The sequence below is a fragment of the Porphyromonas canoris genome, from assembly GCF_000769115.1.
In the GTDB taxonomy this organism is placed as follows: Bacteria; Bacteroidota; Bacteroidia; order Bacteroidales; family Porphyromonadaceae; genus Porphyromonas_A; species Porphyromonas_A canoris.
In genome coordinates this window covers 115,843-137,837 of the sequence record NZ_JQZV01000006.1, presented here as the reverse complement: position 1 = coordinate 137,837, position 21,995 = coordinate 115,843, and the positions used below count along the sequence as shown (strand labels likewise).

Genomic DNA, 21,995 nt, shown 5'->3' with positions numbered 1-21,995 from the left:
CTCATTTTTATATATTCCATCCCGAAAAATGCTCACTTTTTTCTTGCTCTCTATTTTGATTGGAGGGGGTGTTTTCAGAGCACGACCGAATTGTTAAATTTGGGCTATTTTATTAACACAATTTCCGATACCTGCTAAGCAAAAACGCTAAACGAGCATATTCTTTCGGCTTAACGTGTTTAATTTTTCAATGAACACGTTTACCGATTTCATTAAACACGTTTACCGGATTCGATTAANCATATTCTTTCGGCTTAACGTGTTTAATTTTTCAATGAACACGTTTACCGATTTCATTAAACACGTTTACCGGATTCGATTAACGTGTTTAGCCAAAAACATTAAAATACTAAAAATCAATCATTTACGTATTTTAACCCTAAAAAGCCCCTAAAAAGGCGAATTTCTTTATTAGGAAACGTTTACAGACATGAATGTTAAAATTCACACGTATTAACGCGAAAAACGCCCATGAAATGGACTGAGAAAAAATTTTTTCCAAATTCGCGATTTTTCATAATCACATTATTATCAACCCCTTATAGAGGAAAAATCTCTTTTTGCTCTTGAAACAGGAGAGTCGACGAAGCCATTCAAGAGAAATGTCGGGACTCCATTTTTATATAAAAGTTCCCGACAAAAAAGGTGCTTTTATAGGGGTACGGTTACTCCAAAAGAGTACCGATACCTTTGATGATCCACATCAACGCACCCACGATATTGAGCGACACTTCCGGAGCAGCTTTATTGGTTATCGGGTTGTATCGGTATGCCACTCCCAGCTCAACCGGTCCGCAGCCCGGAATATTGTAGCCCAAACCGCCCCCAAGAACGGGTGAGTAGAGCAGCCCGTAACGTTGAGGGAAATATCCGGGTAGAGAAGTGAAAGAGCTTGCCGCCGATCCGTAGAAATAGACTCCGGCATCCATGGTGTACTGAAGCCTTAGACCTCCGTAAAACTCACGTCCGGAAAACTGCGATGCATACGGAAGCGTGAAAAAGGAAGCACCTCCGTCAAGGTTGAGCCTAAGGTTTTGCGTGAGGAGGATTTGGGAATGAAGTCTGGGATTGATATAGGTCTGCCCCATGTAAGAGCCGAGCGCAACACCTCCCGTAAGTATCCACTTCTCCGTGGGAGTGTAGCTAAGGCCGGAGTAGATCTCTCCAAACTTTTGGTGTGTAGGAAGATGAAAAGAAGAGAGCTGCCCCATGGAGAGATCGTTGTTCCAAGAAAGCTCTTTGCGCAGCTTGAGATCGATGCCGATGGTACGAGAGTCGTGCCGGGTGTTGAAGGCATCTTTCCATTGATGGCTTGAGGCATGCGATTCGAGCCGGAAGCCATTCCAGTCCACCTCCAAAAGTTTAGGGCTGTTGAGCTGAAAGTTGAAAGCCGGAATGCCAAACTGAGAACCGGAGAAGCGTCCCTGCATTGGTCTTCTCCCCTCTTGCTTTATGCCGGCAATATCCACCGTAGGGCGGATGTCGTCTATCTGCTTCCGAACCTGTTTCAGAAGCGCATCCTCCAGATCTTTAGGGAGCTTGTTGCCCACAATGCCTTTGCGTTTGAGAGTATCTGTCGGTATAGAACTGTCCGTCTGGGCCGCTGCGGTAGTAACGATAAAAGTCATTGCAAGCAAGACCAAACAGATGAATGGTTTCGGGAAAGGGCTACACTTCATCACTTGTAAGAGTTATTCTCTATTGTATATGGATGCAACTTATCGGTTCAAAGGTAGAAAAATATAAGTTGAACGGCAATGACAACAATTATAAATAAGCACTCTTTTCACATTCAAGAAGTTAAATATAAAAAAATCCTCCCCGGAAGAGGACGCTGTCTGTGTCCCGACCGGAGAGGATATGCTCTTGCTTCATAAAACCTCTACTTATGGAGGCAGGATATTACCTCACATCTTTCACCTTGATGATGATCTTCCTCTGCACTCCTTCCCCTACAAGCGGAGAGTGGGGGTCTTCGGGAAAAACGATGGTAAGCGTCCCCACGGGCATCGACAGCGTAAGAGCCGGAGTGTCTTCCCATAGAAGATAATCGCCTTCCGCATCATAAGGCTGACGGATGCTCTTACAGAGGTCTTCCGAACTCCAGCCCATACTTTCATCGAACCTCAACGGCACATGGATGTCTATGTACTCCCGATGCTGCTCCATAGGGATAAGTCTGTCGGGAGACATAGCTACCTCTGCGACGTTGGCATATATGTTGTCCCCGTCTATCTCGTTTCGTCCCGTAGGCAGAGCGGACAGATCGGTGCTTCTAAGCCAACCGGCTACCGCTTTGAAGTGCGGATTCAACGGGAAGTATCTTTCAAGCTGTTCTAACGTTGTGATAATCATGTTTTGTAAAAAGTGATGAGGTTAGAAATTTTCGCTCTTCATGTCCACATACTTAGGGCGAAGGATGGTGATCTGTAGCAGTAGTGCCACCAGGACGATACCGGCAAGCATGGCAAATCCAAGTCCTAAGTTGCCCTCTCCGGTCCATGCACCGAGTACCTGAGTAATGAGTGCGCCGGAAAATACTCCTACCATGTTCATGAAACCATAAGCGGTAGAGCGAAGGTTATCCGGGACAAACTGGCAGAGGATAGGCATATTGTTGGCATCGAACATACCGTATCCCACCCCGAAACATAGGGCTGCACCGATGATCGTAACCATACCATGCCCCAAACCTAAGAAGATAAGCGCAGGGATGGTGAGTGCCAAACCTATGGCTCCGATATAGACACGCCCTCTGAGATTGCGCTGTACCCAACGGTCGCTAAGCATACCGCCCACAATGACACCGACGAAAGAAGAGAAGGCGATAGATATAGTGCTCAACGGTCCGGCGTGTTGCATGTCTATGCCAAGGCTGTCTCGGAAAAGTGTCGGCAACCAGTTTTTGGTAGCCCATCCGGGTAGGCTCGGTGCGGCAAAGTAGATGAGGATAACCCAGAAAGCAACATTGCCAAACAGTCTTTTCAGTCCCTTACCAAACGGAATGGCATCAGGATTGGTAACAGCACTTTTCTGTCCGATGGCTGAAACCTCTCTCTTGTCCCGAAGAGCCATGGCAAGCACAAAGGCATAAACGACTCCGGCAAGACCGAAAGAGATAAACGTGGTCTGCCAACTGAAGTGATGCGCCACGGTAGCCCCAAAGCCACCCAATGCCTGACCCATGTATAGACCGGTCATGTGTATTCCCACGGCAAGAGAGCGTGTCCGCCCGGTGTGGTACTCGGTGATGAGAGCTAGTCCGGCAGGAATATAGAGAGCTTCGCTGATGCCCATAATGGCACGAAGAACAAAGATCGTATTGTACGAAGAACTCATCCCCATAAGGAATGTAACGGCAGACCAGACAAGGAGACTGCCTACAATGAGCCATTTCCTACTCATGCGGTCGGCTATGACTCCCGCTAAAGGACTCATAAGACCATATATCCATAGGAAAACTGCCATGAGATAGCCAAAATACTTAGGGTCTTGAAGCTCGGATATATCCACCTTCATGCTGTCTGCCATAGTGGATAACATCTGTCTGTCAAGGTAGTTGAGCAGAGCCACAACCCAAAGGAGTGCGACCACTATCCAGGGATATATCTTTCCTGTGATCTGTTTTGATGTTGTCATAAGAGTATAATGTCTGTGATATAAGCATTAGGGCCGCCCCTTCTAACGGCAAAGACCGAAGGAGCGACCCTAAAGTTAGTCATATTCTTATCTTATTCGTACCCTTCGGTTTGCTTGATAAACTCAGGGTCTTCTGCTATCATTTCTCTGGAGATAGGATAGTAGATGAGGTGTTTTTTGTTCTTGTCGAGCTTCTTGACATACTCGAACACAAGATCGTCTCCTGCACGAACAAGATCCCACCAACGTTTGCCTTCTCCGATGAACTCTTTCAGACGCTCATCCAATATGGCTCGCTTGCCTTGAAGCTTGTCTCCATTGTGAACATACTTCTCGAAATCGCTCTCCTTTGCAGCACGTTGGCGCACTTGGTTGATCTCTGCTGAAGGATCTTCTCCAAGCTGATTCTTCGCTTCCGCAAGTAGGAGCAGAGCATCGGCATAACGGTAGATCGGAATATTTTCGTAGTACTTACGAGATCCGTCGCTCTCCAATACACCCATGAACTTAGCGAGGATAGCACCGCGATAGTTCTTTTCATCCTTAAGATTCTTCGGGTCATACTCTCCCTGTTGAGAGAAGAAGAGGATGAAAGTATCCTGTCTCTTGTCCGGAGTTGAGTAGAGCTTTTCTATAATATCAAAGGAAACACCGTTTCTGTTGTGTCCGTTGAACTTGTACTTCTCAAGCTTTTCACCATTCAAATCCACAAAATTGGCAACGTCTGTGTTACGTGCCGTAAACGTGAAGTAGAAGTGTTGAGCCTGATCTTGTTGGTAGTCTATCGTGAAGATAAACTCCTTATTGCGTTCATTGGAAAGACCCCAAAGGCTCTCGTAAGAAACCAAAGAGTAACCCTCTATGGCAGATAAAGCTTCTTTCGCAGCACGGAAGTCTGCATCTCCACCGCCTAATACCTGACCCTTCCAAAGGAGAGCATCGCCTTTGAGCATAAGAGTCGCAGCTTTTGACCAATACACTTGGTTGTTTTTCCACTTACCATTTGTGCCGGCATAAAGCTCTAAAGACTTTTCGATATCCTTGAGGATAAGAGCCATAACATCCGCTTTGGGCGAACGTGCTCTACGCAGTTTGGAAACATCCTTAAGCTGCTCTTCGTTCAGAGGCTCGGTAGTGATGATGACATCTCCCCACGCTTTAAGCATGGTGTAGTAGATAAAAGCACGCATACCGTAAGCCTGCGCCATCATGTTGGAACGCTCAGACTCATTGCCGAATGGCGCTCTCGGTGCATTGGTAATAAAGTCATTCAACTGGTGGATATAGCCATAGAAGCCAGCCCAATTGGTAAAGACGGTATTCGTTGCATTGAAATCGTTATCAATGAGTATCTGATTTTGGGCAGACTCTGTGGTTATACCACCCCAAATATCCGATCTCGCTTCTCCCATTAAATAGAATGTCGATACAAAATTTCTGAACTGCGCAGCCAAACCAACGTGTGCGCTTCGTACTCCTTCTTCTTGTTCCCAAAATCCGTTGTACGTAAGTTCTGATTTAGGCTTGAAGTCCAAGTTACAAGCCGTAGCGATGACTGCAATCAGAAGTGTATATATATACTTTTTCATATTTTAATCAGTCTCAAAAGTTAGAAAGTAAGATTTAGACCCAAGGTGAATGTCTTAGGAAGCGGATACCTTCCGGTATCAGATCCTCTGGCTTCTTCCGGGATGCTACCGGAATACTTGGTGAAATAGTGCAGGTTAGCTCCTGTAATATAGAATCTCGCATCTTTGATAAGCTTGTTGAAGATAGGCTTACCAAGGGTATAGCTGAGTGTTACTTCACGTAGAGCAAGATAGTCGCCCTTTTCCAATGTTCTTGTAGAGCTGTTCACGAAGTCTCCTTGGTCGGAACCTGCCGCAAGGTGATTCTTTTGCGGGTCGGTAAATCCGTAACGAGGGATATTGGAATCCGGGTTGGTAGGCGACCATGTATCTTTAATCTCCACAGGGCCATTCTGATTACCTTGTGTCTGAGCCAACCCCTTCATACGGCGACCGTTTACAAGATAGTGTCCTACCGCAAAGTCCGTCTTCACATAAAGAGAGAAGCCTTTGTAGTTAAGGTCAGTAGAAAGACCTCCGACAAGCCATGGAGTAGTACGTCCAACCACTATGCGGTCGCGGCTATCTATAATATTGTCTCCATTAAGGTCTTTCCAGCGAGTGTCTCCCAAGAAACGTTTTGTCTTGTTATAGGCAAACTCCACTCTACGATCCTTGTGTTCGTCAAGTTCGGCTTGTGTTTTATATACACCGTCAAAGACATAAGCGGTAACAAGATCGTAGCCGAGGCGTTCTCCTTCTTGTAGTCCTCCCACATAGATAGTCTTTGTAGGATCGTTAGGAGACCAGATCTCTCTACCGCCTTGTCTGTTCTTATCAAGACCATTATTCGGAAGAGACTTTGCGTAAGACTTAACAGACGCAAAGTTGGCGTTGATATTCCATTTGAAATCCTTGGTCTTGATTGCTTCTGCATTGATTTGCAGCTCGAATCCCCTGTTTTGAAGCGTACCGTTGTTGGTCTTAATGCCTGAGAAACCTGTCCATATAGGAAGCGTTTGGTCTGCCAACTTATCCATAACATCACGTATGAAGAAGTCTCCGATCAAGGTAATTCTGTTGTTGAACAATCCTAAATCAAGACCGGCATTAAGTGTAGTAGATCTTTCCCAACGAAGTCCGAGGTTTGGAAGAGCGGTATTGACGTATCCCTTTTCCGAGTTGTAGGTGTTTGTCAAGCTGTACAGACCTTGAACCGTATAGTTGCCAAGAACGTCGATGTTACCATTAACACCATAGCTCAAACGTGGCTTCACGCGAGAAAGGTAGCGGACAAGAGACTCGTTTTCTCTGAAGAACTGTTCGTTGTGAAGGTTCCATCCCACAGAAACACCGGGGAAGAAGCCGTACTTATTTGTACCCAAACGAGATGTTCCATCGTATCGGAATGTGAAGCCGAACAGATAACGGAAGTCGTAGTCGTAGTTCACTTGTCCGAAGATAGAAGCAATAGCATATTCCGTTTTTGAAGAAGATGGTTTACCCGAAGCCTCTGCACCTGCATTCATGGTGTGGATAAGGTCTGTCGGAGAAAGTCTTGTAGAAGCATTGAACGCAAATCCGGAGTTGATGAAATACTCTGACCCTAAAAGGGCAGCTACGTTGTGCTTGTCGAAGAAACGGTCTCGATAGTTTGCAAGAGCCGTAAACTGGTTACGCAACAAACGGTTATGTCCTACCGAAGATGTTCTGTCTGTTCTGAGTGTTCCACCTTCAAGATAAGCCTTGTTGAAGGCCTCGTCGGAGTCGTTTACCGTAAAGTGGCTGCCCTTTGCAGTTAATGTGATCTTATCCGTAAGATTGTAGTCCAACTGAACATTCGCACTCAAGCGTTGTTCCAGGTTGGTTGCAGGGAACTTGTCATGGTAATAAAGCGGGTTACCGAAGTTGTAGCTTGTTCCCGGATGCGGTTTATCTGAGTCTGTTCCATCCGGATTGGTGTACCAGATACGAGTGGTCGGAGCCATACCGGCAGAACGTTGGAACAAATCGTATATTGCGGTATAAGGGTTGTTCAAGTTGGAATGTGCATAAGCCACACTGGAAGAAACCTTGATTCTGTCCGTAATCTTATAAGAGCCGTTAAATGTTCCGGATACACGCTTAAAGCCCGACCCTACAACGAGACCCTTATCATCCAAAAGACCAAGACCGAGATAGTAAGTCGCTTTATCGTTACCACCATCGAAAGAGAGCGTATAGTCTTGAGCGTAGCTGTTTTGATAGAAGAGCTGAGAGTGGTTGTTCGCCTGGAAGATCAGCTTCTTGGTCGGATCCAACGGGTCTTCGATAGAAGTCCAAGTACCTTTACCGAGAAGGTGTTCATTCTCCGGAGTGAGATACATGGTTGTATAGATGCTGTTGGTTGCGTTGTTTCCAACACCGGCACCATTACTTCCGTTCAAGAATGCAGAGAAAATCTTCGGATCGTTACGAACAATCTGAGTGTCCTTTATCGCCAAACGGTTGAAGCGAACATAGTCCTCGGCATTCAAATAAGTCATCGGGTCTACCGGACGATTGTTAAAAGTGTACTTGGTACGAAAGACTATGCTGGAGCGTCCTGCCTTACCTTTCTTGGTGGTAACGAGGATAACGCCATTTGCCGCACGAGCACCATAGATAGCGGTAGAGGCAGCATCCTTCAACACTTCCATAGACTCGATGTCGTCCGAATTGAGTGCGTAGAATGAGCTTGGCACTCCGTCCACAAGGATAAGAGGTGCGCCGGAACCATCGAAGCTGGTACCACCACGCAATACCATGGAAGGAGTAGAACCGGGTTGCCCTGTATTTTGAGTTACCTTAAGACCCGGAATAGTTCCTTGCAACGCTGTGGCTGCATTCGATCTGGGTGCACTCTCCAATACTTTCGTGTCGAGCTTTGATACGGAAGTGGTCATCTGGGCACGCTTCTGCGTAGAGTAGCCCGTTACGACCACTTGGTCCAACACCGTGGAGTGTTCCTTAAGAACAACGTTGATGATCGTGCGTCCGTTCACACGTTCCTGCTGTTCTTCCATTCCGGCGTATGTAAATCTCAAAACGGCATCTTTGGCAACGTTTTCGAGCTTAAACTCTCCTTTCACATTCGTGTACATACCACGAGCAGTACCCATCACACGGACAGTAACGCCCGCCAATGGTTCTTTGTTTGTGCCTACCACTGTTCCCGACACGGTAATACCCTGTGCATAAAGGGAAAGAGGAAGGAGCATGAGCAGCATGAGCAACATGCTTCGGAACGCATGATGCGTGCATTTAATCTGTTTCATGATCTTGCAAAAATTATTGATTTGAATTAAACAGTATTTTTATCTCTTTTCTATTGCTTACTTATCTCATCGCACAGAAGCGATGCCTTTACCAACATTCTGGGGATATGGAACGGTCCCTTGAAGATATTTCCCTTTGCAGGCTGTGCCACCGTACCATCGCGATGCAGATAGCCGTACCACTCTCCATACTCTTTATCGGGGAAGTGTGCGTATGTCCAGTCGTGTACCTTCTTGTGCCAGTCGAGATACTTCCTATCGCCTGTCAGCTTGTAAGCATAAAGCAGGGCAATGATTGCCTCCGTCTGAGGCCACCAGAACTTCATGTCCTGAGAGTAGTCCTGATGAGGGAATCCCTTGGCATCTTTGAAGTTGATGATACCACCATACTCCTCATCCCATCCCCATACCAAAGCATCATCGAGAATGGTAAGCCCGAACTCTTTCATCTCCTCTGCGATGGAGAGTTGTGGGAACAATGCTGCCGCTTCCATCAGAAACCATGCCGTCTCTATGCAGTGTCCCGGATTGATGGTGCGCCCCATGCAGCTGTCTATCATCGTTCCGTCACGGTTTACAACCTCCAGCAGCGTGCGGTACTCCGGTTTATAGAGTTTGTTCTTTATCAGATCGAACGAAGTGCGAACCTGTTCCGCAAGAGCCGGATCGTCCGAAACATCGCTTATGACACCTGCCACACCAAGCATGATCATTGTGGGGCTGTGTCCTATGCAGTCCATCACCGGAAGATATTTCGGTTCCAAAATACCAGGAGTAGATAGCCACTCCTGCATCTTCTTGAACAACCTTACCGCTTTCTCCGCATACTCCCGATCTCCGGAAGCCTTGGCATACTCTGCAAAAGCGATTGCGGCGAACGACTCGCTGAATATGTATCTTCTCTTTCTCAGGGGAGTCCCGTCCGCCATTACTTCAAAGAACATCCGTCCATCTTTATCGAAGCAGTGTGCTTCCAAGAAAGCGATGATATGTTTGGATGCATCGAGCCACTCCTGCCTTTTCTCTATATTATTGTAGGCATAGGCAAAAGAGAATGCTCCCCGTCCTTGAAACCAGACAGACTTTGTACCATCCATCAGTGTGCCGTCTCTGTCCACACAGGTATATATCCCTCCGTGAACACGATCCAGACCATATTTTAGCCAAAAAGGGAGTATATCCTCCTTCAACTGAGAGGAATAAACCTCTCTATACTGCTGTATCTCCATTTTCTACTCCGTTACAGCTTGTTGCAGTGAGTAAAAAAGTCTATGGCTTCAAGATCTGCAAGAAGCTGCTTCTCTTCTTGTTCCGTTACGTTACGGAATGGAGTTCTGTTCGGACCGAGATCAAGCCCGATAAGCTTCATGATACGCTTTCCGCCCACAATGTTTCCTCTGTACTTTACAATGACATTGATCACATCCTGAGCATAGTTTTGCAAGCGACGAGCCTCTGCAATGTCTCCCTTTTTCCACGCTTCTATGATACCCACAAGGCATCTGCCGTTGTAGTTGGTAGTACCACCGATACCGCCTTGCGCACCTCCCATGACAAGAGAAGAGAGGATAGTCTCATCCTGACCATGCAGCATATCATACTTTCCGTCCTTGTAGAGCATACACTGGTTGTATTCGTAAAGGCTCTCGAAGGTGTACTTGATTCCGGCAAACGTAGGCACTTCCACCTCCATCTGCTTGATAAACTCCAACATAGGCAGGAATGCTCCGTTGAATGCAGGGATATGATAATAGTAGAAAGGAAGCTCCGGTGCTCCGGCAGCTATCTCCTTGCAGTACTGTACCAGCTCTTCCACTCTGCCGATCTTCGGAAATGGAGGTGCCATGGCACCGATACCGAACGCGCCGATCGCTTGGGCATGTTCCGCCAATCTGCGACTGCTCTTCACGCAAGTGGATCCGACGTGTACAATCAACTTGAAATCGTCCCACTTTATGGCAGATTTCCAAGCATCCGCAAGCTGGATGCGCTCTTCTTCCGTAAGCATATAGCCCTCGCCGGAAGAGCCATTGATGAAAACACCTGAAAGTCCGTTCTTATGCAGCATCTCTGCATAAGCCGGGATCTTTTCGTAGTTCACTTCGTGCGTATCCTTGTGGAACGGTGTAAATGGAGCATCTATAAGCCCCTTTATTTTCTCAAAAAACATGGTAATAAAGTTTGTCTATTCTTCTATAAAAGGTGTATTCTCTCTTTGTGAAACCATTATGACGCAAAGATAAGTATAGTTTTTATTCAATCGTTATATTTTACCTCCCAATTTGAGAACAAACTTTGATTGTGAATTTTAATTAGTAAATATTTTAAGCCAAATCGAACACCATTATAGCCAGCCGGCATATTTTCTAAAAATATAGACAGATAGAAGAGCAGAAAAAAGCGATTGGCAGAGAAGCAAATATCGGATAGAAATCGGGATAAACGTTAAGACTATTTGATTTTATCCCGTTTAGAAAGTGAGTTCATAAGGTTCGGAAGTTCAAGTCAAGGCTTAAAGGTTGCGATTCAAACTTTGATTGATAAAAATCAAGGCTCGGTTTCTGTCCGTCACGCCGTGAAAATGAGATTTGAGCGGATTAAACCGAATTTATATCCCTGTTAAAACAATGTTCTTAAAGCAGTCGGCACAAGTTTGTCAAGCGGTATCTTTCCCCGAAAAAGCGACAAAAAAACCTTGAAAACAGAGTCTCATCTCCTGCCTTCAAGGTTCATAGGAACAGCCGAATGGTTCCCGGCTACTTCTTTCTATTTTTTCTTTGGATGAAGTAGCGGATATTCCGCTTCATTCCACTCCATTTGGTGCGCGTGAGAGAGGTGCCAAAGAACATGTCTCCATACTCTTTCTCCTCCATTTTGGAGAGCATCTCCAGCGAAAGATCGAGCAACGACTCTTTGGGCAACAGCTCCAACTCCGTCGTCGGAGGTACGTTCTTGTTATAGGGACACACATCCAGACAGGTATCGCAACCCACAAGACGAGAAGCCATTTTGCTGTTGATCTCTTCGGGGATCTCTTCCGAGCGGTTTTCTATCGTCCAATAGTTGATGCACTTTCTGGCATCCAACGAAAAGGGAGACAAGGCTCCCGTGGGGCAGGCACGGACACAGCGGTCGCACTCCAAGCAGATGTCCGCTCCGGTATCAGGGAAAGAGAGTGCCTCTTTTCGAGGGAGATCGGTTACCCTTACGGAGGTAAGCAGAGATCCTATCACGCACCAAGAGCCCATGCCGGGTACTATCAGGCAGGTGTTCTTTCCTATCTGCCCCACCCCTGCACGTGCTGCCCAATATCTTTCGGGTATGGGTGCGGTGTCCGTTACACCCCTGTAAGTGTGGGGAAATCTCTGAGAAAGTTTTTCGGCAAGCATCTCTATCCGTTTTTTCAACACCTTATGGTAGTCTCGCCCTAAGGCGTACTTCGTAATCTTCGGAGCGGATGCCGCCTGCTTCTGAAGAGGAGCGTAGCTCAGTGCGATGATGATAAGTGAGTTGGCTTCGGGCAGTAGGGCTTTGGGGGTTCGCCGTACATCTTCGTAGCGGGTCAGGTATTCCATATCCGCGTGTTGCCCTTCCTCTATCCAGCGATCGAAGCACTGCTGATACCATGAATCCACATCGGGATTTTCCTCAAGGTCTATTACGCCGATGTTGAATACATTGATCTCCTCTGCCAGAGCTTTGAGGTCTGAAAAAGAAATGGTTGGGAAAGACATCTGTTAACGCCTGATCTACCGGAAAAGAGAGAATGTGTATCCCTCCGAAAGAAGAAAGTCTATGGCTTTAGGCAGGGCATATCTCAGATTTGCCTCGCTTTTGATGGAGTCGTGAAAGACAATGATAGAGCCGTTCTGCACGTACTTGCGGACGCTTTCGAGCGTTCCTTCCGGAGTCTGGCACTTGCTGTAATCTCGTGTAACGATGTCCCACATCACCATTTTATATCTCCTCCTAAGACGGAAAAACTGACTCCATCTGAGGTGTCCGTGAGGAGGTCGGAAGAGAGAGGTGTTGAGCCATCTGTCTGCCTTCTCCGTATTTTCGATGAAAGCATTGAAGCCCACTTTCCAGCCCTGCAAGTGATTGAAGGTGTGGTTACCGATGTCGTGCCCTTCCGCTTTGACCTGTTGGAACACCTCCGGATATTTCCGGACATTATCCCCTACACAAAAGAATGTTGCCTTTACTCCTTTCTCTCTAAGCACGGAAAGCACCCAAGGTGTAACCTCCGGTATGGGTCCGTCATCGAATGTAAGATAAACGACCTTCTTGTCTCTTTGAGGAAGACGCCACAATGCGCCAGGGAAAAGGGCACGATAAAGCCGGGGAGGATGTTCGACCAAGGCGGTACACCAAGCCGGCCACATCCCTTTACGTTTACGAGTTTCCACCGAAATAGCTGAGATATTTAAGAACGTCCGGCTCTATGGACTTGTAGTATTCCTCGTTATAAATCTTGTTGATACGAGCTATCGTGGTTGAGACAAGCAGGGCTTCGTCTATCTCTCTTGAGCTTCCGGTCTGTCCGTCGATGGATTGCGAAGCCGCCCAACGCAGAATATCGAGAGAGCGGGATACCATCTCTTTGGAGAGAGCAAGTGCCTCTTCTTTCATGCCTGCATTGTAAAGCGCATCCACCATCGGGATAGAGGTGCGTGTGTGCGGTATTACTTCAGCCGGCAACACCTGCAAGCCTTTCTTGAGAACCTCTTGAGCGCGAACGGTATCGCCCTTTGCCACCAAAGCATTGGCAAGTACGGCAAACACTTCTGTCCTGTATCCTTCAAACATTCGTCTCGCATTCTCATCCATGTAGACGCCTTTGCGATCCGCGCCACCCCATCTGAACTTGTTCATGACATTGTCATACATTCTCTCCGTATCCACTTGGGTAGCGATGCTGTCGCCTGCACGGAAAGGAAGTACCCTGTATGCAAGACCGGTCTGACGGAAGTACGGCTTCATGCCAACGTATTCACTGTCCGGTACGGTAGTGCAATAGTAGATAGGACGTTCAAAGTTGTTGTTCGCCATGATATTCAATATCACACTCTCGTGCTTACCTAAAAGCTGTTTCTCTTTCATGTTGAAGATCATCTTTCGAGAGGTCGGGATGAATGCGGTATCGGCAGGATAGATCGCGCCTTTACGGATCAGATCATCCGGATCATATTGTAAGCTGAACGTTTCGGTGGGGATATAGTCTATTTGACGATTGACATTCGGCAATGTTTTATTCTTCGGATCTGTGCTTGTAGCGAAATCGAGAGCCTTGTCGAGCGCAACGGTATCTTGCAGGATAGGCACAACATAAATCACGGAGAGCTTCTCCCCGGCATACTGATTCGGATGCCAGCTTATCGGAAGCGCTTTACTGTCGTACATATCCTTCTTCATCTGATCCACGTACCAGTCTGCTTGCAAGTACGAAGTATTACATACCCTGAGGTCTCGACGTACTCCTTCCACCTCTTGAGCGTACCAAAGTGGGAATGTATCGTTGTCTCCGTTACAGAAGATTATGCCATTGGGGTCGCAAGATTCGAGATAGTTGTATCCGAAATCCGAAGCCAGCGTACGCCCATGCCTGTTGTGATCATCATAGTTCTGCGCAAAGACAAGAGCCGGAACGAACATACAGAGCAGCGTTGCTATGATCGGAGCTTTCTTGCTTTCTGTTCCCTTGAAAACGTAATAGTCTATAATCTCACTGATATATGCCACTCCGAACGCAATCCAAATAGAGAAAGCGTAGAAAGAAGCGGCGAAAGTATAATCTCTTTCACGTACTTGGTAAGGCGACTGATTGATGTACAGGATAATGGCCAAACCTGTCATAAAGAAGAGCATGAATACGATAAAGAGTGTTTCCAGGCTCTTCGGACTCTTGGATGCATTCCTCGAAACGAGCAGGAAGAATATACCCAGCAGACCCAAAAGAAACGGCAGCATGAAATACTTGTTCTGTCCCTTGTTCTGCTTCATGTGCTCCGGCATGCTGTCCAGATCTATACCGAGCAGGATGTTATCCAGCGGAGTGATACCGGTGATCCAGTTTCCTCTTGTCGCTTCTCCCTGTCCGGCGAGGTCATTTTGCCTTCCGCTGAAGTTCCACATAAAGTATCTCCAGTACATGTAACCCACTTGGTAACGGAAGAAATAGGTAAGATTGTCTCCGAAAGTAGGCACCACCACGGTCTTCATCTGCCCACCATCGTTTACGCTCATTGTTCTTCCCTTGTGGTCGCTCCACATTTTGTAACCTTGTGGAAAGTGTGCCTGCGTGCTGTTAAAGACACGAGGGAAGAGCATATTCATATCCGATCTGTATACCGGCTCCTGTACTGTCAGTTTTTCGTAGCGGTCTTTGTCTGTCTCGGAGCTCTTTGAAGCGCGCTGCCACTGTACCGACTCTTTGAACTTAGTGGAGCCGTCGCTGTTTCTTTCCGGCAAAGACGCATAGGTTTTACCATAAAGATGCGGAGTGGATCCATACTGCTCACGAGAAAGATACCTCTTCAAAGTAAAGACATCTGACGGATTGTTCTGATTGAGTTGAATATCCGAATTGGCACGGATAAGGATTACCCCATAAGTGGACACACCGACAAAAAACACCGCCAGGCAGAGCATTGCCAGATTCATCAGCTTTGAGGTGAAAGAGGGACGGGTAAATGCCCACCATGCGACAAGCGCAATGATAAGCAACGGCACTATCCAGCTGCTTCCCATGAAAGGAATACCCATGAGGATCACCACGACAAGGAAGATCGCCTGCATCAATCGTCTTCTCGGTTCGATGCGGATACTCTCCACATAACCCACGATGAGCAGCAGAGAGAGGACTATCAGATAGAGGATAAGACCGCTGTTGAACGGCAATCCCAAGAGGTTCACGGTAAACAGCTCAAACATCCCTGCCACAGCCGGAGCACCCTGAACGATACCGAACATAACGATGGCGATAAGCGCAAAAGAGCCCAACAGAGCCCCGATAGAGCCTTTGAAGGTAGGGTTAGGAGATCTCTTGTAGTAGTAGATAAGCCCCATCGCCGGCAAGCAAAGCAGATTGAGCAAGTGTACTCCGATGCTAAGCCCCATCAGGTAAGCGATACCCACAATCCAGCGATCCGCCGTACTGCTGTCCGCAGCCGCTTCCCACTTGAGCATGAGATAGAATACAAGCGCCGTAAAGAGGGAAGAAAAAGAGTAAACCTCTGCCTCCACCGCACTGTACCAGAATGTATCGGTAAACGCATAGAGCAGAGAACCCACCAGGGCAGACCCTAACACCACATAGCTCATATAGCCTCCCATGCGACCCTCAGCCTGCTCCTCTTCCGAGCGCACAAAGCATCGGCGCACGAGGTGAGAGATACTCAAGAAGAGCAGCATCACGGTGGCACCACTCATCAACGCGCTCACCGTATTGGCTGCAATGGCTACATGATTGGAACCGATGGGAAGAATGGTAGAGAAGAAGTTGTACACCAACATATAGAATGGTGCTCCGGGCGGGTGTCCGACCTCCAAACGGTCGAAAGTGGTAATGAACTCCGGACAGTCCCAAAGGCTGGAACTCTTCTCCATAGTCAGGATATAAACAATAGAAGAGAGTAGCATCACCACCACTGCTCCTATCATCTCTATTCTCTTGAATATCTGTTGTTTCATACTTCTGCTGTTTTTACTACGTTTCAGAGTAGTTTAGCCGCAAAGTTAATCATTTTGACGCATTTGGTACATCTATTCTCCGTTTATGCCTCTCCCTTTCCCCTTTTCTTCCATTCGCCTCTCCTCAAAAAAGTCAAAACCATGTCCCGATTTCCCGACCGCAACAGAGCATTTGAGGTGGGAGCTTTTATATAAAAACGGATACCTGAAAATCTCTCCGGGAAGCTCGTTCCGAAATCCGATTTTTGTACTCAAAGGAGAAGACAGTTCCGTAAACATCATGTTTCCAGAGCAATATGAAAAAAAACACGTTAATCGAATCCGGTAAACGTGTTTAATGAAATCACTAAACGTGTTCATTGAAAAATTAAACACGTTTAGCCGACAAAATATGCTCGTTTAGCGTTTTGGCTTAACAGGTATCGGAATTTGTGTTAATAGAATGGGGCAGATTTAACAATTCGGTCGCGCTCTGAAAACGACCCCTCCGAGCAAAATAGAGAGACCGAAAAAAGTGAGCATTTTTCGGGATGGAATATATAAAAACAGAGTTGAAGAGGGGAGGTATAAGGCATGCTTCGGAGAATAAAAAATGATCCCGAAAAGAGCATCTCTTTCCGGGATCATTCCATAACATATCGTTCGGAAGGTGTCCTACCTGTAAATCTTCTTGGGATCTACCACAACCACCTCTCCAAGCTTTGCAAGAGCTTTCATATCGAGCTTCTTAGGATTGCCCACTACGACATAAGCCCTCGGATGACTCTGCTGTAACTTCTCCGATATATACCGGGCAAAGTCCGATCGATCCACGTCTTCTATCCGGTTCAACAACCATAGAGCCGGATCTTCATCGAATCCGCGTCTTACGGCTCTCACCGCCGTCTCACTCTTTTTACGGAATGTAGGATAATTGTTGGATGCGGCACTTCTTAGAGCTTCTTGTGCATACTCTATCCGTCCTGCATCATCGGGCTTCACGTTCAGTAGGGAGTCCAGTAGCAGCAAAGCCTCCGTAGCTTTGTCTCCCTGCGTGGAGAGATGCGCCTCCAATATGGTTGCTTTGCTTGTCTGAGAACGTTTGGAGGGGAGATAGCTCACGGAGTATGCTCCGTATGCAAGCGATCTCAACTCGCGCACTTCCTGGAAAAGCAAAGAGTTCATACCGCCTCCCAAATAGACTCTGTAAAGTTCGAGATAAGCACGCTCCTTATCACTCTCGAAAGGAGGAGCAAAGAGATAACCTTTGATAATGGTCTGGGTGCTCTTCTTATCGGGCAGGATGTAGAGGTAGGGCTTCTTGGGCACAACGGCATCAAGGTCTATGGGATTGGCTGTCCGCTCTTCGACCTTATCCAAAGGCAGGTACTGCTTCAGCAGTGAAGCCACTTGCTCCGCAGACTCATTACCCACATAGTGGATGTCGCACTCTTTGAAGAGAACGCTTTTCAGCTCTCCCACAAGGCGGTCTGCCTTAAGGGCTTTTATCTCTTTTAAGGACAGCTGCATTGCGTAGGTCGATTTATCTCCGAAGCGAACCCATTCGGAGAGCGCCTCACCCATATCTTGCGAAGACTTCAAGATGGCTTTTCGGGAGATTTTCTTATTCTCCACCAACTTCTTCAAAGCCTTCTTTTCTCCTTTCACATCGGTCAGGAAGTGTCCGAGAAGCTCAAGAGTCGGTTTCAGTTGCGCGTCAAACCCTCTCACGTTGATCGTAAAGGTTTCGTTGTATGCCTCGAAAGAGAGTGTCGCTCCAAGCTGTTGGAGCTTGTCCTTAAACTGATCGCTACCATGCCGAGACGTGCCCAGCAGAGAGAGATAGAAGGCAACCTGTTCGAGAACAGGGCGTTCGTAGATTCCGACCTGATAGTTCAGCTTGAGCGTGAACAGGTCGTTTATAGGATTCGCTCCCGTATAGAGCTTCACCAGATCGTTGCCCTCTATCACGCTTACCGGCTTCGCATCTGTCTCGAAATCGAGGAAACGAAGATCGCTGTTGCCTACCGGAAGTGTTTCGAGAAAGCGTGCAAACTCCGACTTAGCCCCCTTGTTGTGAAGAGGTAGAGGCGCAAAAGGAGGTTTCTGTATCCGGTCTTTGGGGTATCTGCCCGTCTTCTTGGAGACTTGCAGATAGTTTCCGGTGAAGTAGCGATTCACCACATCCACCACATCCTGCTTGGTAAGGCTGCGCACTCTCTCCAGCTTTTGGTGGTGAGAAGACCAATGCTCTCCTGCGGCAAAGAGAGAAGCGTATGTCCTGCCCCTGCTTGTGAGATCTTCCAAAAGGGTTGTGTAGTCTTGCAACATCTCATTCTTGAGCTGTTGGAAGAGATCATCGCCAAACTCTCCTCTTTTGACCTGCTCCAAGATCTTTGTTGCCTCTTTCTGTGCAGAGGATATGGTGCCGAACGGAAGCTTTGGAACAAAGAAGATAGCCGCGGCTCCCATATCGTTCATATTGTTAAACTGTGCGCCGGCAGTCATTACCTTGCCCGTCCGATAGAGTTTATCCAAAAGCCCGGTCTCCCCTTTGTTGGAGAATATACGGATAGCAACCTCCATGGCAGCCTCATCTTCGTGTCCGCTTGGTACTCCTCGCCAAATGAGGACACGCCCCTGAATGAACGGTATAGGGAATTTGACGGAAAACTGCTCTACCCCATTGAACGGACGAGGCTGTTCGCACACCGGACGAGGCGGATTGCCGGGACGGATGCGCCCGAATGTCTTTTCCAAGACAGGAAGCACCTCTTCCTCCGAGAAGCTTCCGCAGAGGATAAGACCCATATTGCCTGCAACGTAGTACGTGTTGTAGAACTCCTCCATCTTCGCCAAGTCGGGCTTCTTGAGGTTCTCCGTACTTCCGATGATGGTGTACTGGTAAGGGTGTGGAGCGGCTACTCGTGCTATCACTCTGTCCATAGCCTCTCTTCCCATGGCATCGGAGTACATGTTTTTCTCCTCATAGACGGTCTCCAGTTCGCTTTGGAAAAGTCTGAATACCGGGTTGATGAGTCTCTCGCTATTGAGATAACACCAATGCTCAAGGTATTGAGGAGAGAAGGTATTGAAGTAAGCCGTATGGTCCCAGCTCGTATAGGCATTCAGTCCGGAGCCTCCATACTTCGAGATGAGATTGGTAAACTCATTCGGGATAGCATATTTGGCTGCCTCTATGGATAGCGTATTGATGCGCTTCTGAATATCTTCGATCTCTTTCGGATCCGATGTTTGGCTCAGCAGGCTGTACTGTTTCTTGATTTCGTCAAGTAGCGGTTTCTCCTTCTCGTAATCTACCGTACCGATCTTATCCGTCCCTTTGAACATGATGTGTTCAAAGTAATGGGGAATACCGGTATTGGGAGAGTCTTTCGCACCGATACGTACAACGAGGGTGCCGATCACTTTGTTTTGGGAGTGATCCTCGTTGAGCCAGACGGTAAGACCGTTAGAGAGACGATGCTCTGTTACTTTGGAGTTTTGTGCATTCAGTGAGGGAATGGTCATAAGCAGTAGAAGTAAGACTTGCTTAACGCGCAAGGAGGAAGCGAATATCGTCTTCATGGCTCAACTCTTTAATCTCTTCTCCATACTTAAACAGGCGCATGGTGCGTTCTCCCAAGAGTTCGATCTTTTCTCCTTCCACCCATAGACGAGAGCCTTCACGAAGTCCCGCCACATACATGTGCGGATTAGCCTTGATGTATTCCAGGATACGCTGCTCTCTTGTCTCGCCTCCGTGACCATCGGGATGAGCATCAAGATAGTGCGGATTGATTTGGAAAGGAACAAGATTAAAGGCACGGAAGCTCTCCGGTTCTACGATAGGCATATCGTTGGTTGTGCAGATGGTCGGGCATGTTACGTTACTGCCGGCACTCCAACCGATATATGGCACTCCCGCCAATACCCTTTCGCGGATGGCTTGTATGAGCCCCATCTGTTGCATCATCTTGGTCAGCATAAACGTGTTACCCCCTCCCACGAAGATGGCAGACGCTTTCATGACGGCTTCTATCGGATTGGAGCAAGTGTGTATGCCCGTTACTTTCACACCGATAGCCGCAAGGGCGTTGTTCACCTTAGCCGTATAAGCGTCATACTCTACGGTAACGCCGGCAAATGGAATAAAGATGATATTATCTGTTACTGCGCCAAGAAAACGCTTGATATCCTGTAAAGGTTTTTCGAGATAGCTCTCTCCGGGAGAGGCTGAATTGGAAATAAGAAGAAGTTTCATACTCTGTAGTTTTTATTGGTTTATATTCGTTTTACTCTTTCGATGCTTCTATCAAGGCATCCACAAGGCTCTCGATCTTGGCTTTAGACGGTTCGAGAGCCACGGTGTAGCCATGCTTTCTCAAAGCGTTGGATGTTTGCGGTCCTATGGAAGCCATCTTACACTTCTCCGCCCATGCTCTAAGGTCGTGCCTTTCTACCAGTGACGCAAAGTTTTCTACGGCAGAAGAGCTGCAGAAGAGTATCCAGTCCGGAACAGAGGAGTGCATCATCTCTATACGCTCACTGTAATACTCGATGGGGACATTATCGTACAGTGGCACGAAGCGACACTCTGCACCGAGGGCGTTAAGCTCTTCCACGAAAAGGTTCTTCGTCAGCAGAGAGCCGGAGACAAGTATTCGTTGCGAGCGGATTTCCGGATGCGTCTCCGCAAATGTACGTATAAAATGTTCTGTTTTATGGTATGGAGGCGTAAAGTCGGGCAGGAATCCGAAGTGTCCCAATGCCTCTGTGGTTACTTTCCCGATGGTCGCAAAGCGAAGATGAGACAGGCTACGGAAATCGACTTTTGCCTCTCGGAGTCTCTTAAAGAAAAGCTCCACACCGCTGACGGAAGAGAATATCACCCAGTCCGTACGGAATAGATCGGATAGTGCGGATGTGATCTCTTCGCTCTCTGTTACGGGAGCAACCTTCATGGTAGGCAGCACAAATACCTCCGCTCCATGCCCTTCCAACGTATCTGCCAGTGTGGACGACTGATTGTAAGAACGAGTAACGATGATACGCTTGCCTGCCAAACTGCCCGGCTTGACCCACTCATACGCTTTGTGAAAATCTACCACATTGCCTATCACGATAAGACCCGGAGCAAGTGTCGAATAGTCTGTATAATCGGGAGTAAAGGCATCCAGCCGGTCGCTGATGATTCTCTGCGTCGGCAATGTTCCCTCCGAAATGATCGCCATAGGGGTAGCAGGATCCATACCTGCCTTGATCAAGTTTTCGGTAATAATGGGAGCGGTGTTGGTCCCCATATAGAACACCAATGTCCCTTTCATGCCTGCGAGAGCCTCCCAGTTGAGTTTCGGCACACCGTGATGCTTGGAAAACCCGGTGATGAGAGAGACCGAAGTGGCGACACCTCTGTGTGTAACCGGGATGCCGAAGAAGGCAGGCACGGAAACTCCTGCCGTTACGCCCGGCACGATTTCGTACTCCAATCCCGAAGCATGAACAGCCATCATCTCCTCTCCCCCTCTTCCGAAGACAAAGGGATCGCCTCCTTTCAAGCGGAGGACGCTATATCCGGCTTGCGCTTTCTCTATCAATATATTGTTGATCTCCTGTTGCTTGAAGCAGATTTTACCGGAACGCTTCCCGACATAAATAAACTCCGCTTCCGGATTGGCATCATCCAGAATAGCCGGATTCACCAATGCGTCATACACTATAACGTCTGCTTCCTTTACCAGTTGGGCACAACGGACGGTCTGCAGCCCTATGGAGCCGGGACCTGCGCCTGCCAGATAGATCTTTCCTTTCTTTATCATTT

13 protein-coding genes are annotated in these 21,995 nt (G+C 47.5%); all 13 read right to left on the bottom strand.

Annotated elements, in window-relative coordinates; translation table 11 throughout:
• Window positions 1-665 precede the first annotated feature (665 nt).
• The 13 genes from HQ43_RS03290 to cobA all read right to left on the bottom strand — a co-directional run bounded on the left by HQ43_RS03290 (window position 666) and on the right by cobA (window position 21,993).
• A complete protein-coding gene (locus HQ43_RS03290) occupies window positions 666-1,679 on the bottom strand; it encodes a hypothetical protein (protein ID WP_036867213.1) in 1,014 nt (337 codons plus the stop codon).
• 223 nt (window positions 1,680-1,902) lie between these two features.
• Window positions 1,903-2,355, bottom strand: a complete 453-nt coding sequence (locus tag HQ43_RS03285) for a YhcH/YjgK/YiaL family protein (protein ID WP_036789634.1) — start codon at window positions 2,353-2,355, stop codon at window positions 1,903-1,905.
• Window positions 2,356-2,376: 21 nt separating this feature from the next.
• The gene (locus HQ43_RS03280; RefSeq protein WP_036789631.1) at window positions 2,377-3,639 is read right to left on the bottom strand and encodes an MFS transporter; all 1,263 of its coding nucleotides are present in this window, start codon (window positions 3,637-3,639) and stop codon (window positions 2,377-2,379) included.
• 92 nt (window positions 3,640-3,731) lie between these two features.
• The gene (locus tag HQ43_RS03275; protein WP_036789630.1) at window positions 3,732-5,228 is read right to left on the bottom strand and encodes a RagB/SusD family nutrient uptake outer membrane protein; all 1,497 of its coding nucleotides are present in this window, start codon (window positions 5,226-5,228) and stop codon (window positions 3,732-3,734) included.
• Between the two features lie 20 nt (window positions 5,229-5,248).
• Window positions 5,249-8,503: a SusC/RagA family TonB-linked outer membrane protein gene (locus tag HQ43_RS03270; RefSeq protein WP_081964527.1), complete on the bottom strand. Its 3,255-nt coding sequence runs from the start codon at window positions 8,501-8,503 to the stop codon at window positions 5,249-5,251.
• A gap of 50 nt (window positions 8,504-8,553) precedes the next feature.
• Window positions 8,554-9,732 carry an AGE family epimerase/isomerase gene (locus tag HQ43_RS03265; protein ID WP_036789629.1) on the bottom strand — a complete coding sequence of 393 codons (1,179 nt, stop codon included), beginning with the start codon at window positions 9,730-9,732 and terminating at the stop codon, window positions 8,554-8,556.
• An 11-nt stretch (window positions 9,733-9,743) separates the two neighbouring features.
• Window positions 9,744-10,673 (bottom strand): dihydrodipicolinate synthase family protein, encoded by a 930-nt coding sequence (locus HQ43_RS03260; RefSeq protein WP_036789626.1) that lies wholly within the window; start codon window positions 10,671-10,673, stop codon window positions 9,744-9,746.
• Between the two features lie 586 nt (window positions 10,674-11,259).
• Complete coding sequence (gene queG, locus HQ43_RS03255) at window positions 11,260-12,237, bottom strand: tRNA epoxyqueuosine(34) reductase QueG (RefSeq protein ID WP_052103046.1); 978 nt, start codon at window positions 12,235-12,237, stop codon at window positions 11,260-11,262.
• Between the two features lie 15 nt (window positions 12,238-12,252).
• A complete protein-coding gene (locus HQ43_RS03250) occupies window positions 12,253-12,888 on the bottom strand; it encodes a polysaccharide deacetylase family protein (RefSeq protein ID WP_036789624.1) in 636 nt (211 codons plus the stop codon).
• A 10-nt stretch (window positions 12,889-12,898) separates the two neighbouring features.
• Window positions 12,899-16,195, bottom strand: coding sequence for a glycosyltransferase family 117 protein (locus HQ43_RS03245; RefSeq protein ID WP_052103045.1), 3,297 nt, complete (start codon window positions 16,193-16,195; stop codon window positions 12,899-12,901).
• A 654-nt stretch (window positions 16,196-16,849) separates the two neighbouring features.
• Window positions 16,850-19,762 carry a M16 family metallopeptidase gene (locus tag HQ43_RS03235; protein WP_081964526.1) on the bottom strand — a complete coding sequence of 971 codons (2,913 nt, stop codon included), beginning with the start codon at window positions 19,760-19,762 and terminating at the stop codon, window positions 16,850-16,852.
• Window positions 19,728-20,438 (bottom strand): dipeptidase PepE, encoded by a 711-nt coding sequence (gene pepE, locus HQ43_RS03230; RefSeq protein ID WP_036789618.1) that lies wholly within the window; start codon window positions 20,436-20,438, stop codon window positions 19,728-19,730. The genes HQ43_RS03235 and pepE overlap by 35 nt, the downstream gene beginning before the upstream one ends.
• Before the next feature lie 31 nt (window positions 20,439-20,469).
• Window positions 20,470-21,993: a uroporphyrinogen-III C-methyltransferase gene (cobA, locus tag HQ43_RS03225; RefSeq protein WP_036789617.1), complete on the bottom strand. Its 1,524-nt coding sequence runs from the start codon at window positions 21,991-21,993 to the stop codon at window positions 20,470-20,472.
• Window positions 21,994-21,995 lie beyond the last annotated feature (2 nt).